The following is a 19900-nucleotide window of genomic DNA, read 5'->3' as shown; positions in this document are numbered from 1 at the left end:
GTTGCTTCCGTGGAATTGGACGCCGCCGACCGTCAACGCTCAAGCGGCCTGACCTGCGGCCTTCACCGGAGGCTTACAGATCTTGTAGAGATTTCTCGCAAGGTCTTTGTCAAACATCTCCAGGGTCTCACCGTCCACCCGGCTGCACCACGGTTGGCTTTGACCGCTTTGTAAGCTTCGTACACTTGCCGCTTCTCAATCCGAAACGGCTTGTCTGTCGTACCTATCGAAGTCCTGTTTCCAGTTGTTCCAAACAATACGACCACCTGATCCGATCCCTTTGCTCCGGCCCCATTACAGGGCCCTCAACGCTCATACGGATCGGTCCGCCCCAGTCTCCTGCATCGGTACTCTCGCCTTACGGTTTCTCCGCTTGGGCTTCTCCCTTGGCATCAGGAGCCTGGTTCCTGCAGTTCCGGGTGAAAGCCTGTGTCCAACTCACGCCCCCTCTACGCCGGTCGCCGCCCGCCCAATCATCAGGCACCCGGCGGACTTGTCCCAGGATGACGAAACAGTCCTGGTTTCGACGACGCTTATATTCATAACGGCGCGTCTTCGGAGGGTTCACTTTCGTTCGTCTTCGGACACGCACCTGCTCGGATCTCGTCCGAACTTTTCATCCGGCGCTCACCACCACGGCTCTTTACCGCAGCAGCTCGGACTGGTTTGAGACCCGCTCCTGAAAGCCGATCCCGGAGGGCCATCCTCCATCATTCACGCAGCTTCACGTTACGGGGTTAGCTCACACTGAACTCCTTCCGTGCCTCTGCAGCACACTTTCGTCGATGAAGATCAGTTTCTCCGGATCGAGGTCCAATTGACCATCGAACCAGGCGCGCCGGCGCTTCAGGACGTCCGGTCGGTCCTGCTCCAGTGCGTGTGCGGTCCTTTTTAAAGGTCCACCCACGGCTTCGAAGCCAAGCGCCAAGTGCGCTGCGGCTGATCTTCACCTGCCGCTCGACGGACAAGCGCTCAACCATCTCATCGAGCGTCACATCCCTACGCTCGTTGATCAACGCGACAACGAATTCCTCGTGTGCATCCACTGCCGAAGGTCGTCTCCAGCCCTGTGGCCGAGCAGTCAGCTCACCCTCTTTCGCTCTTGCAATCCAGCGGATCGCCGTCGAAATCCCAACTCCGAAACGAGCCGCAGCCTGTCGAGCCGACATGCCCGCCGCAGACGCTTTCAAAACCCGTATTCGAAGATCATCGCTCAGGGCCTGTCCCATCATCCACCTCTTCTCTGTGGAGTTGAATCAGCTTCGATGGACGCCGTCACATCACAATCGATTCATCGATCGCAGGACTTGCTCTAGGTCGCTCGTGGCGGGGCGAAACTCGGTTGCTGAAAACGATGATGCTCTTCGAACGGCGCCAAATGAAATTTTGCCGGCTGCATCCTCCTTGTAAGCGCGGACGATCCATTGGACGCCTGACTATCCTTAAAACGTCGTCTTTTTGCATTCGAGACGGGCAGGAAAGGCTTCATTAACCAACGCAACCAATAGGTATTCTCAGCTATGTCACAGACCCACAAGATTGATCTGCCGTTCGAATGAATGAAACGGCAATTGGAAGATTTGAGTAGACAAGTCGATCGTCCACCTCACCTAAAAGGTTTGCCTTTATGCCCAAGTCCATTAGACTCGCTTTATCTTTGATATTTGTTCTGCTCTCTCTTCTCGCGGCGGGCCAGGGCATCGTGAGTATCGTCAAGCTGCTGTCCATTAGGAGCAATATATCCGAAGTTGCCAGCAACTGGCTGCCATCGATCGATGTGATAAATCGGATCAATACGATCACCGGGGACTACCGCATCCTGCAGTTCAGGCTGGTGACAAACTCATCAGATTCGACGAGCCTTGCGCATAATATCACCACCTTCCGCCAGAAGATGGAGGATCTCGCGAATGCCCGTGGTGAATATGAGCCGATGGTGACATCCGGCGAGGAGCGTCAGGCCTATGACGCGTTCTCCGCTTTGTGGACGCAATATCAGGAGGATGGCGAGCGGATTGTTAAACTAATGCAGGCAGGCAAGAAGGATGAAGCATTTGCTCTTCTAACGAGTGACGCCACGACGAAACTGTATAATGATAGCGGAGCGCTCCTTGACCAGGATGTCGCAGTTAACAAGCGTGGTGGAGTCGCGGCCGTCGGAAACACGATGGGCGCCGTTTCATCGACGGTTTTGGTCACCATTCTTGCCATGGCGCTGGCAACTACGACGGGCATTATAGCCCTGCTTTACTGCATCCGGAAGATTACCGATCCGATCTCGCGGTTGACTACCACGATGGGCGTACTGGCAGATGGTAATCTCGACACTGAGGTTCCTTTCGCAATGCGCGCCGACGAAATCGGCAAGATGTCGAGAGCCGTTGAGGTATTCAAGCAAAACAGCATCAAGGCCCGCGATCTGAACGCGCAGGAGGCCGCGTTGCAGGCCAAGAGCGCCGACTTGCAGTCGAGCATTGCCGAGGTGGTGTCAGCCGCCGTAGCCGGTGACTTCACCCATCGCATCACCAAGAAATACGGCGATGCGGCTCTCGACCGTTTTGCAGGAAGCGTCAATGAGCTGGTCACCTCTGTTGACCGGGGCATCGCCGAAACTCGCCGAGTTATCTCAGCGCTTGCCGATGGGGATCTGACGGAAAACATGTGCGGCGAGTTTCAGGGAGCCTTTGGTGAACTGAAGAGTAATGTCAACGCCACCATGGCAGCCCTTCGATCCGTATTAGGCGAGGTTCGCTCCGCCGTCGACACGATCAACGGCGGAGCCGGCGAGATGCGCATCGCCTCAGGCGACCTTTCAAAGCGCACGGAACAGCAAGCCGCGGCCCTGGAGGAGACCTCTTCGGCGCTTGAGGAAATCACGGTGGCGGTAAAAAGCTCGACAGAAAGAGCCACGGAAGCCAGCCATATGGTCGATGAGGCACGCAGAAGCACCGAGCAGTCGAGCGCGGTTGTCAAAGACGCGGTCGCCGCCATGGGCCGCATCGAGCAGGCCTCGGATGAAATCGGCCAGATCATTAACGTCATTGACGAGATCGCCTTCCAGACCAATCTTTTGGCCCTTAACGCCGGCGTCGAGGCGGCGCGTGCGGGTGACGCTGGAAAGGGTTTCGCCGTTGTGGCTCAGGAGGTGCGTGAACTGGCACAGCGCTCCGCCACTGCCGCCAAGGATATCAAGGCGCTGATCAACCGGTCCGGCGACGAGGTCAAAACTGGGGTCAGGCTGGTAACGGCCACAGGCGATGCCCTTGGTCTAATCCGAGGCCACGTGATCAAGGTGAACGAGCACGTTCATACGATCTCGACGGCGGCACGAGAGCAATCGACCGGGCTGGCGGAAGTCAGCACTGCGGTCAACCAGATGGATCAGACGACCCAGCAGAATGCGGCGATGGTGGAAGAATCGACGGCGGCCACCAACCGGTTGGCGGATGAGGCTTCCAATCTGGCGCGGCTTATTGCGCGCTTCAGGCTCGACGGTTCGACTTTTGTACGGCGTGTTGCCCACCAGAACGGTAAGCCGGCCGCCTCGCCAGCGCGTGCCCTCTCCCAGAAGCTTGCCGGCGCCTTCGGCGGACGTACTACAGCCGCTGTCGCGACTAAGGAATGGGAAGAGTTTTAATGAATCATGTCATAATTCACCGCAGGATATTATCGGTTTCCATCTGGCAGCCAGCAGTTCTGCATGAAGACGACGTTGATCCCGGAAATCCGGGGGTTAGCAGAGGCGACGCCGCTGCCCCTAACGCATGTTCTCGGTTCAGGGATCTGCCGGTTCTGTCATTCCGGTGATAGAGCTTGCTGCCGAGATAACCAATCCCATCGGTCTAGCCACAGCGCCATTGTCGTCGTTGAGGTAGCAGATGGTATCATCGGCCCGGTCGTCGATCAGGTCTCTGGCATTCTATCGATCAACGGCGATCGGATCCAACCGGTTCGGACTTAGGCGCGACTTCGACCCAACCTTCAGCTACGGAATCACTCCGCTTGAACAAGGGATGGAATGCTCCCTTAGTTTTGAGCAAAGGTTTGGCACCAATCAGGACGCATCGCAGCTGCCTAGCAGACTTTTGCTTTTTCACCTTCCGCGACTGTCTTCCTTCAAGACGCGGAGTATTAACGAAATTCAACGAGAGTTCGAAGATGTCCAAAGTTATCGCAATCAATTTCGGGCAACAGGCTAAGACAGATACCCACTTAGAAAGCCACGAAGATGCACAGTCGCAGCGCCTGGAGCAAGAGCGGCTGCAAATGATCCAAATCACCAATCACCTTGAAGCACTGTACGCTCGGCTGCTGACCGTCTGTGGCGACAGACCGAAAAATTAAGGGCGCAGCGATGGTATAGCCCGGTGGAGCGCTGCGAACCACAGCGCCATCGCGAAGGGCTATTTCCGGGTCAGCTTTCGGGCGGAGAGGCCATCATATGCACTGTTTTAGATGGCAGTTCGCCGTAACGTCTCTTGTACTCTGCAGCAAAACGGCCGAGGTGTGTGAAGCCCCACTTAAGCGCTATTTCCGAAACGCTGATTTTAGCGCCGTTTTGCAGCAGTTCCTGTCGAGCTGCGCACATACGCAAGTCTCGGAGGTGCATTGTGGGGCTGGTATTACGAAATTGTCGGAAGCCGTGCTGCAAAGTCCGCACGCTGACCTTGGCCGCAGCGGCGATATCGTTAAGGGAAATGGGTTGAGCCATATGCTCTTCCATAAACTCCATTGCCCGTTTCACGTGGCGAGGCGTGGGAGACGGAGACGGACGACGAAGTTCATCGGTATAGCGATGCATACAGCTTTCGATCAAAAGGTACTCTATCGCGTCGAGGAGCGAGCTATAGGCCGACGGGCATTGTCGCAGAGCCCCCCCGGCACTGAGGCCGCGATGGGCAGACAGGGCTAGTTCTCGCATGAGCGTTCCCGCGCTCGATGCAAGATCAAGGGTCGGCTGAATTTGCAGATTTCCGCTGATCGTCCGATCGAGCATGCGAGAAAGCTTGTCACGCAAGGATTGCGTATCGATCGTCAATGACAGTTGAGATCTTATGCCATCTTGTCGGGCATTCAGCGGAGCATTTGCAACATGCGGCGACTCTACCTGTTGCCCAGACCAATGAAAGACTGCATTCCCGGACGCCGGCAGGAAGACCGTTACGACGTCAACTGGGGAATCTATCATGACCGAGAACGCCCCTTCATGATGGGCATCCGCAACGCCAAAACCATCAAGGGAAATTCGACTGCAGCGAGAGTTAAGCGATCTACTGTCGTGTTGAGCAAGGTCAGAGGACGCCAGGGGCGATGATATCAAAGGCAAAAGACGTTCGGGATCGGAGCCCTCGATAAAGTTGTCTTTCACTAAGGTCCCTTCATCGGGCTTGCTGAACAAACTTTCGGTCATCCAATATAAACCTATCTATGAACACCAACTCGCACATGCCGGGACTAGTTTTCCAAACCTTCAAAGCTCGAGACCGGATGGCGTGCGAGCGATTTTGATCGCGTACATGACCGATTCGGACCTTTGTGGAGGCCGGTTGAATCTCTCATTCCCTAGGCTTTCGTCATGGCGGATCATCACCAGCACCGACATCCAGGTTCTCCCGCTCGAGATGGCCTCCTAGTTTTTCAGCGCTGCAGTTGGGAAGCCTCTAATGATGCGATGACTGGCTTCCACAAGCCTCGAACAGATTGACAGATTGTCTGATATACGTTAATGCTATTCCTGATCAAAGGCAAGGCAGCATCAGGGAAATCTGCCACGGTTCTAGTGGAGTTCCCGCACGGCAAATCAATCTAAAGATGCCTCCCAAGGCGAGGGGTGACGGGCTGCTTTCGATCGCAGCCCGTCACGGGAAGGGTGGGAGTGCTATGAGTGGGAGAGAACCTACGCCAACCGACCTTGGAGGCCGTTGAGTCGACACGGAGAAAAATGATTGTGCTGTAGGATGGCCCCACGATTTCGCCACACGCTGGTCCTCTTAACCTGCGCATCAGCATACTTCGGTTATGACGTATAAGAGAGGCACGCTCCAGGCTCAACACTCGGAGACGCAAAGACGTCGACGAGTTCTTTTGGCCTACTAAGCGAGGCGGTCGCGGCAAATATCAATGCGTAAGCCGCGCCTCGTCGCATTGAGTTGACTTTGCGCTCTTCTTAGCGGGTACGGACTCCGGGCGTCTGATTGGGCAAAAGAAGAGCTTAAGGACGAAACCTGATGATGGTCAAACAGCTTGTGCTGCCATAGGCGTGCTGTTGTCTGTGCCGCGCGAACGCGAAAAGCGCGATCAAATCGGAACGTGGCGGCGAGAGAAGACTAACAGGAAAGACCACATCAAACTCAACCGGGTGTCGGAATACCGATGCTTACGGCATTGCGTGCATGAGGCCTCAAAATGACGCCGGTCTCGACCTGTGTCCGCCGAAAATCGCAAAAAGGAATTGACAGATTGTCGGACAAAAATTTTACTATATCGCCCGCGCATTGCTTGTTCGCGGGAGACGCAGCGACGGACCGGGAGTTATAAGTGCTAAACTTGGCCAAAAATGCACAAATTGTCGACCTTCTTAATCTGCCGGAAGCGGCGACCGGCGCGTGATACAAGCGTCTCTGACTCACAAGGCGTGTCATACTCCATCGACCGAGGTACTGGTTGAACGTGACAGTGACGCCAACATTTCTCCTGGGGAAAAAGTCTGTGTCTTGATAGGCGCGTCAAATCCTGTTGGTCTTTGTTTGGCGCGCTCATTTATAGAAAAAGGCTATCGGGTCGCCGTAGGCGACGCCAATCCCGCCGACTTCGCCTCCCTGGCTGAAGGCCAGGGAAACAATTTTTTACCGGTCAAAGTCAACCCGAACAGAGACGTTTACGTCAACTCAATGGCTGACCAGGTGTATTTGCGCTGGAGACGGGTCGACGTTCTGGTGAACATAGTTTTCCGCAGAAATGAAACAACCCAAACTGTAACGGGATCGCTATCCAGCGCGAATCTGGGGCTTGATGCCGTATCCAATCTAATCAGAGTTACAGGGGCCTTTAGCTCTCGACTTCAGGGCGCGGAGCTTGCCGTAGTGGACGTCGCATGGTTCGAAGAGACGACCTCGCTGGAAGCAGAAGCCGTCCTTCAAGCGGCGTTGCGCACTACTACCTCCGCAATTGCTAGGCAATATTTCGGTTCCGGGCTGAGGATAAATGCTGTACACGCCAGCGATGTGAACTCTACGTCTTCAAGCGAAAATGACGTGCTTCGAACAGTGATCCACGCCGTGCAATTCCTGGCGAATTCGGAACTGTCCGGAAAGCTGACAGGGAACGTGCTGGAGATCGATCCTCGGTGCAGATAGATCCACTCCCACGTTCTGATCCGGCAAATCTGCAGGTATTAACCTTCCGTTAAGTTTCTCGAAAGACGCAATGGGTAAGAGGTCAAATCCTAACAACACGTAAAAAAGTTTCGATTGTTTTAGTGAAACTCTTATCCATGTTCGTTCAGGCTCAAACATTACTATTCCAAAAGCGAGGCCCCAGCACCGTTTGAGCCCTTTGGAGGTAAGTATGTTCGTCGATCGCCTGTTGTCCACCTTTACCATAAGAGCAAAGGTGTTATTGGTACTTGTACCCTTGATCCTGATATTGGCGGCAGTTGGTGGGGTCGGCTTAAAAGCAACTGGCTTGCTTCAGTCTCGTCTTCGGCTTTCAAATGAGGTTCTTCAGACCTTGAGCGGGTTTCGAAGTGTCGCGGAAAGTATGAACCGCTTTTTGGCGCAAAGCTCAACGGAGTACCGAGATGAGGCGCTGACAAGTTTAAACGGGCAGAGCGCAACCATGCAGTCGCTCCAGGAAGCGGCGGCAGGTAGCGGGAGCGAAACTGGTGCGCTCGAAAACAGTGTATCGGCAATGTCCGTTATCTCGGGCAGCATCGGCCGCATGTGGTCTTTGCATAATGACGAGGAATCCGTTCGCAGCGACATTGTTTCCAACTTGTCGAAGATCAAGGAGGTCGGAGGCGCCCTTAAATTGGCTGCGGTTGATGTGCGCTCACAAGTACGCAATCAGGAGAACTCCGGGAAAACCATGCTCCGGGAGGCTACCCGCTCACTCGATACGGCATCAGTTATGCAACACATGGCGGAAGACTTGGTGAGCTTGCCGGACGGAGCGAAGCAGCCTCCGACTGTCGCCCAGCAAGGGCTTGTGATCAAAAAGTCGCTAAAAACAGTTAAGCGGGTAGTCTCGACTGCTGACGAGCAGGCCGTTACTAAAATTGAGAGGACTATCGCCAAGCTAATCGCCAACCCCGAATTTGTCGACCCTTCCACACGGCTTGCCGGCTCTGACCTACAGAGCTTTGCGACGAACCTGCGAGTGGATGCGATCCAGCACATGATTGAAGGAACAAATGCGATCCGGGCGTTGGATAAAGCGTTGACGGATTCCGAAATGCTTGTTGCGACGGCGACAACGATCGGCCAGGACGCCGATTCGATCGAAATCGAAATCAATAACCTGTTCCGTACAGCCAACGCAGAGAATCAGCAGCGCCTCGTTGAGCAACTTACAAAATTGGCGCGTGACACCGTGGCAGTTGGAGGCGTTGCCAGCTCGATATCTGGCTTCGATAAAATGCAGGAAGATCTATTCGCCCAGGTGGATTCTATCCAAGAGAACACAGAGAAGCTGGTCAAGATAGCGGAAGCCCGCCAAGCGCAATATTCTGAGGCGGACAAAACCGGCCAGGAGATCTGGAAAAACCTCGTAACCTTTGCAGCAACTCAGGAAAACGATGCTCGCAATGAAAGCAATCTTGCCCGCTTGCTGTCAACTATCGCCACAGTGTCCGGCGTCTTGGTAGCCTTGGCGGCTGGCGCCGGCCTGATGGCGACACTTCGCGCCCCGATCGAACGGATCGCGAAGCGCATGCAAGAGCTGGCAAAGGGCGATCTTCGATCGCAGATTGTCGGACGTGACCGGAGAGACGAAATAGGTGAAATGGCTCGCGCACTCGAGGTTTTCCGTGAAAATGCTGTCTCGAAGATGGACATCGAGACACGAACGGAAGCCGATAGGAAAACCGTTGAACAGGAGCGGATGGATCGTGAACGCGAACGCGCTCAGATGGAGGAGGAGGTCGCAACTGCCGTCACCATTCTAGGAGAGGCGTTATCTCGATTGGCGCGTGGCGACATCTCTCAAGAAATTGACCGCCAATTCCATCCCAATCTTGAGCCGCTGAGGCGCGATTTCAATCACTCGCTTTCGATCCTGAGAGAGACAGTGTCTCATATCGACGAGAATACCAATCAAATTCAATGGGGAACCAGCGAGCTTTTCAAAGCCTCAGATGATCTGTCGCGGCGAACTGAATTGCAAGCCGCCTCACTGGAGGAGGCTGCGGCCGCCGTCGAACAGGTGACGGTCACGGTCAGAAAATCATCCGAGAATGCCTATGAAACCCAGGCTTTCGTGTCCGTTGTTAAAGAACACGCCGAGGGTGCGGCAACCATTGTGACCGATGCGATCAACGCAATGGGCAGAATAGAAGACGCGTCCCACAAGATCGGCCAAATCATTGGTTTGATCGATACGATTGCGTTCCAGACAAATCTTTTGGCACTAAATGCTGGTGTCGAGGCGGCTCGTGCTGGAGATGCCGGAAAGGGTTTTGCAGTCGTAGCCCAGGAAGTGCGCGAACTTGCCCAGAAATCATCAGCTGCAGCCCGCGAGATTCGCCACCTGATTTCGGAATCCTCTTCGGAGGTGGCGATCGGCTCAGATTACGTGGGGAAAGCAGGTGAGGCGTTACACAACATAACGGCGTCGATCTTGAAGATTTCCGATCGGATTGATCAAATCGTCAATTCGAGCCGCGAGCAAGCGGCGTCCCTCGCCGAGATCAACAATAACGTCAATGTACTTGACCAGGGAACACAACAAAACGCTGCCATGGCCGAGCAGACAAATGCCGCGGCAAAGACTCTCTCGGATCAGACTAACGAACTCAGCGAGCGGCTCGCTTCATTCAAATTGACCGAAGATAAGTCGACGCGTCGGGTTAGGTTAGTGGCGTAAGCTACGCATCGAACGGGACTGCCACGCGTCGGATGGCCACTGTGATAGCGGCGTTCTACTGAAGGGAAATCCGCTTACGGAAGCGAAATCCGGCCTTGGGCTCTTGGTCTCCCTTTCGCCGCCCGTCTGACTGTAAAAAACCCACCTAGAGCCGATCAACCTTCAAGAGATCAACTGCTTTGCAATGCTCAGAGACACGAGAGGTATCAAATCCGTGCGCATACGTGAAATTACAAGAGCCATTATTCTAATCACCGGCTTGGTGATCCCTTCTGTAGCGGCCGCCGGTGGCCTTACGGAATTGCCGCGGGAGGAACGAAAAACCTACGAGTTGCTCGATCCAAAGTTGCCTACAGGTGAATCTGTCTTCCGCACGTTTAAGGCACAGCGAGCACCGCCGTGGAAAATTGGGTACGCATCGACATATGCTGACAATTCTTGGCGTGCGAGTATTCTTGATGAGTTCACAAACAAGATTGTTCCAGCTTTCAAGAAAGCGGGGCTGGTCTCCGAGTTCATCGTCACCCAGTCAAATCTTGAAGACGCTGTCCAGATCAGGCAGATGCGGCAGATGGTAGACGACGGCGTTGATGCAATTATTATCTGCTGTTCGAACCTCACGGCGCTTAATCCTACGATAGAGTATGCGTATTCAAAAGGAGTGCCTGTGTTCTCGTACTCTGGTTACGTAACATCGCCGTTCGCCGTCAACGCAACTGAGAACAACATGCAAGGCGGGTTTGAGGCGGCGAAGTGGCTCGCTGAAGAAATCGAAGGAAGTGGCAATGTGCTTCTCGTTTCGGGGATCTCCGGCTTTGCCTCCTCGGACAGCTTTGACGTCGGCGCAAAGAAGGCTCTGGAGTATTATCCCGAGATAAAGATCGTAGGTCATGTCGACGGGAAGTGGACAGACAAGGTCGCGCAGGCCGAGGTGCAAAAATTCCTTGCAGCGAATCCCGGTCGAATTGATGGTATTATCGTTCAGTCGGGAGCTGAGAATGGTGTTATCAACGCGGTGCGCCAGTCCGGGCGCGACATGATCCCAATCGTTCTAGGGGGCGAAGCTTCGGCAGCCTGTTACTGGCGACGGAACCCCGACTTCGTAAGCAAGAGTTTTCATTTCTGGCCGCCGCGCTCTGAGGCGGGTTTCGTATGGGACGTAATGATGCGAACTCTTGAGGGACAGGGCCCCAAAATTCAGACAATCCTGCGGCCAGCAATTCCCAGTACCATAGAGGATGTAATGGCGGATTTGCCAGCTGATTGCGATCCTAACTCTGAGGATTGGATCGAGCCGAAGAATACAGCTTGGTGGTCTGCCAGCGCTGCTGCTAAATATTTCGATAACCCAGCGGATCCGCTCTCCTGGAAGCCGGCCGATTGAAGATCGCATGCGGGGTCTGTGTGGAATGCGGTGCCTTCATGATCGGCTCTCGTGCAAGGTAGGCTGCGCTAAGGAATGACAGTTCAAATTGGGAAATGCCCGGGTCGCCTCAGGAGACATGAGACAAGCGATCCGGTTCCAACGAACATATTTGCTCCGCGGTAGCATTCTTCCTCCGGCCCTCCTCTCGCCAAACGGGACAACATACTCATTGCGCCTTTCAATCTACGTGCTGCCGCGAAGGTTGTTGCTTCGAATGTGAAAGCAAAGTTCATTTCCGACCGCACTATCCGGCTCAGGCCGACGCGCGGTTCGACGCCTTACTGACATATCTGCATCAATTTGTTGCTCGAATGATTTGGGTGGCGTTCCCGGAATTCCTGATCGGATGGATGATGCATCTGTCTTGGCCCTCGGTAAGGAGCTTCACGATGAATTCGACTTTACAACCGCTTTGGCAACGCTCCTTTTTTCAGAAAAGGCGCAATCGCCGGAGAGACGAAGCGCTGCATCATGATACCTCAGCCGACCGAGGAGCGCTGCTTGAAGCATTGATCGGCGTGTTGCCCCTCCCAATTTTCTTCAAAGATCTGCACGGTCGCTATGTCGGTTGCAACAAGGTTTTCGAAGATCTCCTCGGTCGCTCGCGCGACGAGATCATCGGGAATACAGATTTTGATCTCAGTTCAACGCAACTGGCGGAAATTTATTCTATTGAAGAGAAAGGCCTTCTTGAAAGGGGTGGAGCCCAAGTCTCCGAGCGTAAGATCGCTCTCGCAAACGGCGCCATCCTGGATGTTGTCTGCAACAAGGCAGTTTTCAGAGGTCACGACGACGAGCCCGCGGGTCTGATTGGCGTTATCATCGACATAACCGAACACAAGTTGGCGGAGCAGGAACTCAAAAACGCTCTCGAACTAGCCCAAGGGATCGTCACCGCTATTCCAGACGTTCTGTTTGAGGTCGACGAGGATGGGCGATATCTTCAGGTCTGGACCAGAAATCCCGAACTACTAGCCCAGCAGCGGGAAATGCTACTGGGTAGGACGGTCGACCAAGTTCTTGCGCCTGATCAAGCGGCTATTGCAATGGAGGCGCTTCGAACTGCAAGCAGTGAAGGAGTTGCCTACGGTCGATGCATTAGCGTATCCTTGCCAAACGGCGAGACCCGATGGTTCGAGTTGTCGGTGGCTAGACGACCAAGCGCCGATCCTGACGCCGCCACCACGCTCCTGGCATTTTCGCGTGATGTCACGGAACGAAGGCAGGCGGAAGACGCCATCAACTCCGTGCGGACGCAATTGCTAAGTGTGCTGCAAACCATTCCTGACATGGTTTGGGTAAAGAATGTCGATGGCGTACACCTGTTGTGCAATCATGCATTTGAGCGGCTGACCGGGAAATCGGAGGCGGAGGTCGTTGGAAAAACGGACCTTGAATTGTTCGGGGCTGAGAGAGCTCACATTTCCGGAAAATCTGATGAGGCCACGATCGAAGCCGGTGGCATACTTATCGACGAGAATTGGGTGGTTTCCCCGGAGAACGGTCAGTCCATTCTTCTCGAAACACGTAAACTTGCGGTCCTCGGCGCCGGGGGAGAGGTTACAGGAGTCCTCGGGGTCTCTCGCGATGTCACGGAACTGAACGCCTCGCGGGAAAAAATCAGGCAAATGGCCTTTTACGATCCGGTGACTTCTTTGCCGAACCGCTTGCTGTTTAACGAGCGATTGCAAAAGGTCGTCAGTGACGCGTCGTCTCAACGTCGGCGGACAGGGGTAATGCTGATTGACATCGACCATTTCAAAGTCGTGAACGATACGATGGGTCACCCTGTGGGTGATCAACTACTCTGCCAGGTCGCTACCCGGCTTAAGAAATCTGTCCGCGATCTCGACACGGTTGCGCGTCTCGGCGGCGACGAGTTCGCGATTCTGTTGCCGGAAATCCAGACAACCGACGATCTCGATTGGGTTGCGTGCTCGATCCTCGAGAGATTCAAGGAATCTTTCCTATTGGATGGCAAGGAAGTCTACGTGTCATGCAGTGTAGGCATCGCGATCTCGCCCGACGACAGCACAGATGTCAACGATCTGGTGAAATACGCCGACTCTGCGATGTATCTTGCCAAACGCTCGGGGAGAAACAGTTTTCGCTTTTATTCGAAGGATTTGACTGTGGGCGTGGAGGAGCGGATGCAGTTGGAATCTGAATTGCGCCGCGCTATCGAGCGCGAAGAATTGGAGCTGCACTACCAGCCCAAGGTGCTTCTGGACAGCGGCGTAATGATAGGATCGGAAGCGTTGTTGAGATGGCCTCATCCCGAGATGGGCATGATTCCGCCGGTTCGATTCATTCCGGTCGCTGAGGATACCGGGCTGATCGTTGAACTCGGGCGATGGGTGCTGCGTGAAGCGTGCAAGACGGCGAAGGAGCTGAACGCCGATTGCCACCACCTGCACAAGATTGCAGTCAACCTTTCGGGTAAGCAATTCCAATGCTCACGGTTGGTAAACGAGATCGCTGCAATCCTCGGTGAAACCGGTTGCCGCGCGGAATGGATCGAAATCGAAATCACGGAGAGTCTGCTTCTCGATCGGAAGGGCGAGACCCTGCAGACGCTTCTTAAGCTGCGTCAAATGGGATTTTCGATTGCTATCGATGATTTTGGCACCGGTTACTCGGCGCTCAACTATCTAGCCCGCTTCCCGATCGACACGCTGAAGATCGATCGGTCATTCATAAATAGCTCGGACAAAAGGAACGAAGAATTGGTCAAAGCGATTCTGTCCATTGCACAATGTCTTGGGCAGGACGTGGTGGCGGAAGGTGTTGAGACCGCCGAGCAGGCAGCATTTCTCGCAGCGAACGGATGCGGTTCGGCGCAAGGCTTCTTTTACAGCAAGGCCCTGCCGAAGATGGAATTGATCGCTCTTTGGGTGCGCGCGTCCGCCACCGGCTTCGTTTCAGATCGTTACGCCGCTTCGCGATGATGAGCGCGAATAAGGGAAAATGTCACCTGTCTGATGGACGGTGATGCGGTGCGCGCTGTGAGACAACTCAACTTGAGCCTCGTCAATCTCTGAATGTCTGCGGTTTTTCGCGGAACAGGGGGCAACGCTGGGTCAACGACCATGCGTTGTGCGGCCCCGCGAGCCGCATTCTCGAATGCTCTGCTCCTACTGCGCGGCATTCGGTAGGCCGGGGAAAACGCGGTACACCGGCTCCTAAAGCAAGGCAGTCGCTCTCGATATGGCTTTCTTCAAAAATATTTGACAGATTATCATACAATCTGCCAAAAATGTCGCCAAGCACCTGATGGGAGGAAAATCAGTGTCTCTTAGTATGCATCACCTGGCCAAGCTTCCGTATTTTTATCCGTTCGAATTTGGCGATGGAAAAATCACGGTACTGTCCGACGGGCCGTTAGAGCTAGGAGATCCTCGCCTGAACTTCTTGGGGGTAGAGCCACGCACGGTCAGCCTGATGCTAGAGGACAATTTCCTGCCAACGAACAAAGTTGTACTCGAGCAAAACGTGCCGCTTGTTGAGATAAATGGAAGAACAATTCTATTTGATACCGGGATGGGGTCTTCCAAAGCTTTCGGGCCCACCACAGGTCGACTCCTAGCCAGCCTGAGAGAGGCAGGTCGAGATCCGACGGAGATCGATGCGGTGGTTCTGTCGCACGCCCATATCGATCATATCGGCGGTCTGTGCGATGCCAATGGAAGGTTAAATTTCCCGAACGCCGACATCTTCATCAGTGAGCGAGACTTCACGGACTGGACGGACGGGTCGTCGATCGATTCTTCATTTCAATTTCAAATCGATAACGCTCGGCGAAACCTGCTTCCCCACAAGGATCGGACCTTCTTTTTCAAAGACGGCGAGGAGTTCTTGCCGGGCGTTCACGCGATTTCGGCCCCCGGCCACACGCTCGGTCATCATTGTTTTATGCTGCAGTCGGGAAACGATCGCCTCTGTTTTCTCGGCGACCTTACGCACCATCATATCCTGTTGATGGAGAGGCCGATGATGGAATTCCGATACGACACGGACCCGAAGCTGTCAGCTAGATCCCGCACGCGCGTGCTTGATATGCTGGCGACAGATCGCATTGCGGTAATGTCCTATCACTTCGCATGGCCAGGTGCCGGGCATGTGGTGCGAAACGGAGACGGATTCCGCTATATCCCCTCTCCAATGCAGTTGCTTGCACATCGATAAGGAATTTCAAAGATGCAGATGCGTTCGGTAATCCTCAGGGAGTCGGGTCTGCCGAAGCCCTATTCAAATTCGAAACCTCTTAAGATTGAGCTTGTGGAACTGACGCCGCCTGGCCCCATGGAGGTGTTGGTCAAGATCAAGGCTGCCGGTGTCTGCCACTCTGACCTGTCCGCAATCAATGGGGACAGACCGCGTCCGCTTCCAGTCGCTCTAGGCCATGAGGCATCTGGCGTCGTCGCAGCAATCGGACCGAGTGTCGAGAAGGTTGAGGTTGGTGACCATGTAGTCATGTCATTTCTGCCGGTTTGTGGCCATTGCTCATATTGCGCTGAAGGCCGCGCCAGCCTCTGCGAACCGGGCTACCAGGCCAATGCTGCAGGAACGCTTCTATCCGGCGGCAAGCACATCCGTTTGAGAGGATACGAAATTAACCACCATAGCGGCGTTTCTGCGTTTTCCGAATATGCTGTCGTGTCGGCGAGCTCGGTAGTCAAAGTGACCAAAGATATCGATTTGGCGACAGCTGCTCTCTTCGGCTGTGCCGTTATGACCGGCGTTGGAGCTGTGATGAACACGTGTGGGGTCCGCCCAGGCCGTAGTGTGGCGGTAATCGGGCTCGGCGGCGTAGGCCTTTCGGCGATACTTGGCGCTGTTGCGAGCGGTGCAAGCGATATCGTGGCGATCGACCTAATCCAAGCGAAGCTGGATCTTGCCAAGGAGCTGGGAGCGACGAAGACTTTTTTGGCCACCTCGCCGAATATTGTTGCCCAAGTAAAAGGCGCGACAAGCGGCGGGGTAGACTACGCGATAGAGATGGCTGGATCCAAAAAGGCATTCGAGCTTGCATATGAGATTACCCGGCGCGGAGGGATGACCGCTACGGCCGGACTGGCCAGCGCAAATTCCCGTTTCGAGGTTTCGCCCTTGCCGTTGGTCGGAGAGGAGAGAACGATCAAGGGCAGCTATATGGGTTCCTGCGTGCCATCGCGCGACATACCCCGCTATATCGACCTTTACCTCAAAGGTAAGCTGCCAGTGGACAAATTGCTGTCGAGCACTGGCCCCCTTGATGAGATCAATGAGGTTTTCGACCGTCTTGACAGGGCCGAGATCAATCGACACCTAGTCTTGATGGACTGATGGCGGGGAGAATTCTCTTGAACGAGTGGACAGTGCTCGCCATCCATTACGGCACCGCGCAAAGACCAGTAAGTGACCTGATACTAGAGACGAATGACATTCATGATCGTCCATCACAAATCGACTACTTCGTGTGGCTGATCCGTCTCGAGGACCGATTAATTCTTGTTGACACTGGTTTCGAAGCCGGAGAGGGCGCGGCCAGAGGGCGGACCCTCTTGATCCATCCGGTGGCAGCACTGAGCAGCCTTGGCATCAAATCCAGCGAAATTACTGATGTCGTTGTGACACACCTGCACTACGATCACGCCGGAAACCTCCCGGCCTTTCCTAACGCCACTTTTCACATTCAGGATCGGGAGATGGCGTATGGAACGGGGCGGTGTATGTGCCATGAGCGAATGCGTCGGCCTTTTGCTACAGAAGGTGTCGTCGACGCGGTCCGGCTCGTTTTTCAGTCACGGGTACGGTTCCATGATGGGGATGGGGAAATTGTTCCTGGATGCAGGGTGCATCTGGTTGGCGGTCACTCGAAAGGTTTGCAAGTTGTTACGGTGGCAACAGGCGGCGCTTTGCTGGTTATCGCTTCCGACGCGCTTCATTTCCAGCACTATCTTGAAAATGACGGCGCGTTTCCCCTGTTTGCAGATTACCTAGAGGTCATCGAGGGTTACAACAAGCTCCGCGTCCTTGCCGGAGCAAACGGACTCATCATTCCGGGTCATGACCCTGAGGTGCTACAGAAATTTTCTCCCCTTGCGCCAGACCTCCAGTTCGCTAGAGTTCTCCTGTGACCCACAATAAACCGATTGAAATTTTTTGCTGTTTGCAGACAATCGGGTTGTCCTACGAAACGCTCCGGCAGTATATTGATTCTGTGCGTCACTAGAAATTTCATCGAAGGTTTGTTGTGAATGGGAACGATCGACCTCCAGATTAGACGTCAAAACGCCTCTCTTCGAATCCTTGTTGAGGATAAGCTCCGGCAGGCTATTTCAAGTGGCCGTTTCAAGCCCGGGCAGCGGCTGGTGGAGCGCGAGTTGTGCGAACTTATCGGGGTTGGCCGAACTTCAGTTCGCGAGGCGCTACGCCAGTTAGAAGCTGAAGGGCTTATTACTAGCTATCCGCATCGGGGGCCGGTTGTCAGCACTATCAGCTACGAGGAGGCTAGGCAGCTTTATAGTGTACGCGCGCTGCTTGAAAGCTTTGCCGGCCAGGAGTTCGCCGAGAACGGTTCGAATGAAGAGATCGTTGCTCTCCTCGAGACCGTGGAAGCGTTCGAAGCCGCAGCCAAGAGCGGTTCCGGAACGCGGATCATCGAAGCCAAGACCGCTTTTTACGATTGTTTGATGACCGGCAGCAAGAACGTGTTTGTGAAGCAAATGCTCACGTCGTTGCACAACCGGGTCACATTGTTGCGGATGACATCGATGACCCAGCCAGGGCGGCTGCAGAACAGCGTTTTCGAAATAAGAGAGATTGCGGCCGCTATTGCGTTGCGTGATGGCGACAGGGCAGCCGCGCTTTGCAAGCGCCATATCGAAATCGCGGCTAAGGTGGCGTTGGACTACTTGAGCAAGAACCCCGTCGAAACCTCCGAGTAGTTCCACAAAACGAAGTTCAGGCGACGGCTAAGGTTGACAGATTGTCTGAAAATCTGCTTACCTCTCTTATGGGAGGTGAGACACAGGAAGTGCGGCTTCCCAACAACATCATTTTGTTAGGGAGGACGTATGGGCGCCCATGCCGAGCTGATTAAACGCGTAACCCTGGCGATCGAAGATCCGGAGCTACCGCGACTGACCCCAGGTCTTACAACACGGATCTCGTTGCAAGTTGGACCAGAAAAGTCATCACTTGCTGTGGGAGGCGGGATAGTCGCACTGGACGGCGCGGACGAAAATGCTGACGTCATACTGAGTGCCCCAGAAGGAGCTTGGGAAAAGGTTATGCAGGTGCCGCCGCCGGCAACCTACCATTCGTTCACCGCCTTTCAACTCGCTAACCCTGAGTTCACGTTATCTGGTTCGCCCGTAGCAATCGCTCAAGCGCGTCCCGCTCTGGAGCGACTGTTCGAAATCGTCGTAGCGTCTCCGCCCCTAGTTGCGCCGAAGGTCGATCGAAATATTGAACAGGTCACCGGACGCTATAAGCGGGTAGAGGTCGGCGGCGTAGAACACGATATCTTTTACGAGGAAGCCGGTGCAGGAACTCCTATCCTTTTCCTCCATACGGCTGGCGCAGACGGCCGTCAGTTTCTACCGCAACTCTCCGACACTGGGTTTGCGCGTACGAACCGATTGATCTCAGTTGATCTGCCGTTTCACGGACGTTCGATGCCTCCTTTAACTTGGGACGGCTCGCCCTATCAACTCACAACGGATCTCTACCTGACCTGGTGCACGGCGATACTCGACCAGCTCGTCGGAGACAGAGCTATCGTCGTTGGAGGATCTATGGGCGCGGCGATGTGCATGGTGCTGGCGGCGGAGCGACCGGAACGTCTAATGGGTGTAATTGCGGTCGAGCCGCCGTTGAAGTCAAAGGGCCGTCGCAACCCCTTTCAACACAACGTCAACGTTCATGGGTCGCTTCATAACTCAGCCTATGTCCGCGGAATCATGAGCCCGCTCAGCCCGCAAGAAGAGCGACGCCGCGCCAGTTGGATCTACTCGCAGGGTGCTCCTGGAGTTTATCCCGGCGATCTTTCGTTCTACAGCGACGAGTTCGACGGTGCCGTCGTCGGTCCGAAGATTGATGCCAAGCGAACACCGACCGTTCTTCTCTCCGGGACCTATGACTACTCTGCGACGCCTGCAGACGGAGCAGCGCTAGCGGCCCTCATTCCTGGCAGCCGTCATGTCGTTATGGAGGGGCTTGGGCACTTTCCGATGTGCGAAAATCCTGACTATTTCCGGAGCTTCTTGCAAGACGCTATTCGGTTCGTCGAAGATAACGGCTGATCACAAAGCAACCGCGTTGGCCATTTACCGATCGTGTCCCAGTACGTGGCGTAGGTGACGGTAGGGAGTAAAGCCGAGCGCCCGCGCGCTTCTCGTTGCGCTGTAG

12 protein-coding genes and 1 pseudogene are annotated in these 19900 nt (G+C 54.6%); 11 read left to right on the top strand and 2 right to left on the bottom strand.

Features of this window, described 5'->3' with window-relative positions:
- Window positions 1-769 precede the first annotated feature (769 nt).
- A pseudogene (locus CO666_RS32300) lies at window positions 770-1229 on the bottom strand (helix-turn-helix domain-containing protein); the annotation flags it as partial.
- A 398-nt stretch (window positions 1230-1627) separates the two neighbouring features.
- Between CO666_RS32300 and CO666_RS32295 the strand changes: the two are divergent.
- Together CO666_RS32295 and CO666_RS32285 are read left to right on the top strand one after the other, a co-directional pair.
- Window positions 1628-3637, top strand: coding sequence for a HAMP domain-containing methyl-accepting chemotaxis protein (locus CO666_RS32295; protein ID WP_004673275.1), 2010 nt, complete (start codon window positions 1628-1630; stop codon window positions 3635-3637).
- Between the two features lie 521 nt (window positions 3638-4158).
- Window positions 4159-4344 carry a hypothetical protein gene (locus tag CO666_RS32285; protein ID WP_004673279.1) on the top strand — a complete coding sequence of 62 codons (186 nt, stop codon included), beginning with the start codon at window positions 4159-4161 and terminating at the stop codon, window positions 4342-4344.
- 70 nt (window positions 4345-4414) lie between these two features.
- Here CO666_RS32285 and CO666_RS32280 read toward each other — a convergent pair whose 3' ends face one another.
- Complete coding sequence (locus tag CO666_RS32280) at window positions 4415-5410, bottom strand: AraC family transcriptional regulator (RefSeq protein ID WP_004673281.1); 996 nt, start codon at window positions 5408-5410, stop codon at window positions 4415-4417.
- Window positions 5411-6713: 1303 nt separating this feature from the next.
- Between CO666_RS32280 and CO666_RS32275 the strand changes: the two genes are divergently transcribed.
- The 9 genes from CO666_RS32275 (at window position 6714) to CO666_RS32230 (ending at window position 19794) form a co-directional block, all read left to right on the top strand.
- Entirely contained in the window at window positions 6714-7355 is a 642-nt protein-coding gene (locus CO666_RS32275; RefSeq protein WP_010031458.1) for an SDR family oxidoreductase, read from the top strand.
- Between the two features lie 211 nt (window positions 7356-7566).
- A complete protein-coding gene (locus tag CO666_RS32270; protein ID WP_008534365.1) occupies window positions 7567-10080 on the top strand; it encodes a methyl-accepting chemotaxis protein in 2514 nt (837 codons plus the stop codon).
- Between the two features lie 184 nt (window positions 10081-10264).
- Entirely contained in the window at window positions 10265-11464 is a 1200-nt protein-coding gene (locus tag CO666_RS32265) for an ABC transporter substrate-binding protein (RefSeq protein WP_008534366.1), read from the top strand.
- Window positions 11465-11895: 431 nt separating this feature from the next.
- Window positions 11896-14454 carry a sensor domain-containing protein gene (locus CO666_RS32260; protein ID WP_004673285.1) on the top strand — a complete coding sequence of 853 codons (2559 nt, stop codon included), beginning with the start codon at window positions 11896-11898 and terminating at the stop codon, window positions 14452-14454.
- 352 nt (window positions 14455-14806) lie between these two features.
- Window positions 14807-15691 (top strand): MBL fold metallo-hydrolase, encoded by an 885-nt coding sequence (locus CO666_RS32250; protein WP_011053353.1) that lies wholly within the window; start codon window positions 14807-14809, stop codon window positions 15689-15691.
- A gap of 12 nt (window positions 15692-15703) precedes the next feature.
- Entirely contained in the window at window positions 15704-16831 is a 1128-nt protein-coding gene (locus CO666_RS32245) for a zinc-dependent alcohol dehydrogenase family protein (protein ID WP_004673287.1), read from the top strand.
- Window positions 16831-17625 carry an N-acyl homoserine lactonase family protein gene (locus CO666_RS32240; RefSeq protein ID WP_018247149.1) on the top strand — a complete coding sequence of 265 codons (795 nt, stop codon included), beginning with the start codon at window positions 16831-16833 and terminating at the stop codon, window positions 17623-17625. The genes CO666_RS32245 and CO666_RS32240 overlap by 1 nt, the downstream gene beginning before the upstream one ends.
- Before the next feature lie 120 nt (window positions 17626-17745).
- Complete coding sequence (locus CO666_RS32235) at window positions 17746-18435, top strand: GntR family transcriptional regulator (protein WP_004673291.1); 690 nt, start codon at window positions 17746-17748, stop codon at window positions 18433-18435.
- A 129-nt stretch (window positions 18436-18564) separates the two neighbouring features.
- The gene (locus tag CO666_RS32230; protein WP_008534369.1) at window positions 18565-19794 is read left to right on the top strand and encodes an alpha/beta fold hydrolase; all 1230 of its coding nucleotides are present in this window, start codon (window positions 18565-18567) and stop codon (window positions 19792-19794) included.
- Window positions 19795-19900 lie beyond the last annotated feature (106 nt).

The organism is Rhizobium chutanense, from assembly GCF_002531935.1.
Lineage (GTDB): Bacteria > Pseudomonadota > Alphaproteobacteria > Rhizobiales > Rhizobiaceae > Rhizobium > Rhizobium chutanense.
The sequence above is the reverse complement of the archived record's forward strand: the minus strand, read 5'-3'. Positions and strand labels throughout refer to the sequence as shown.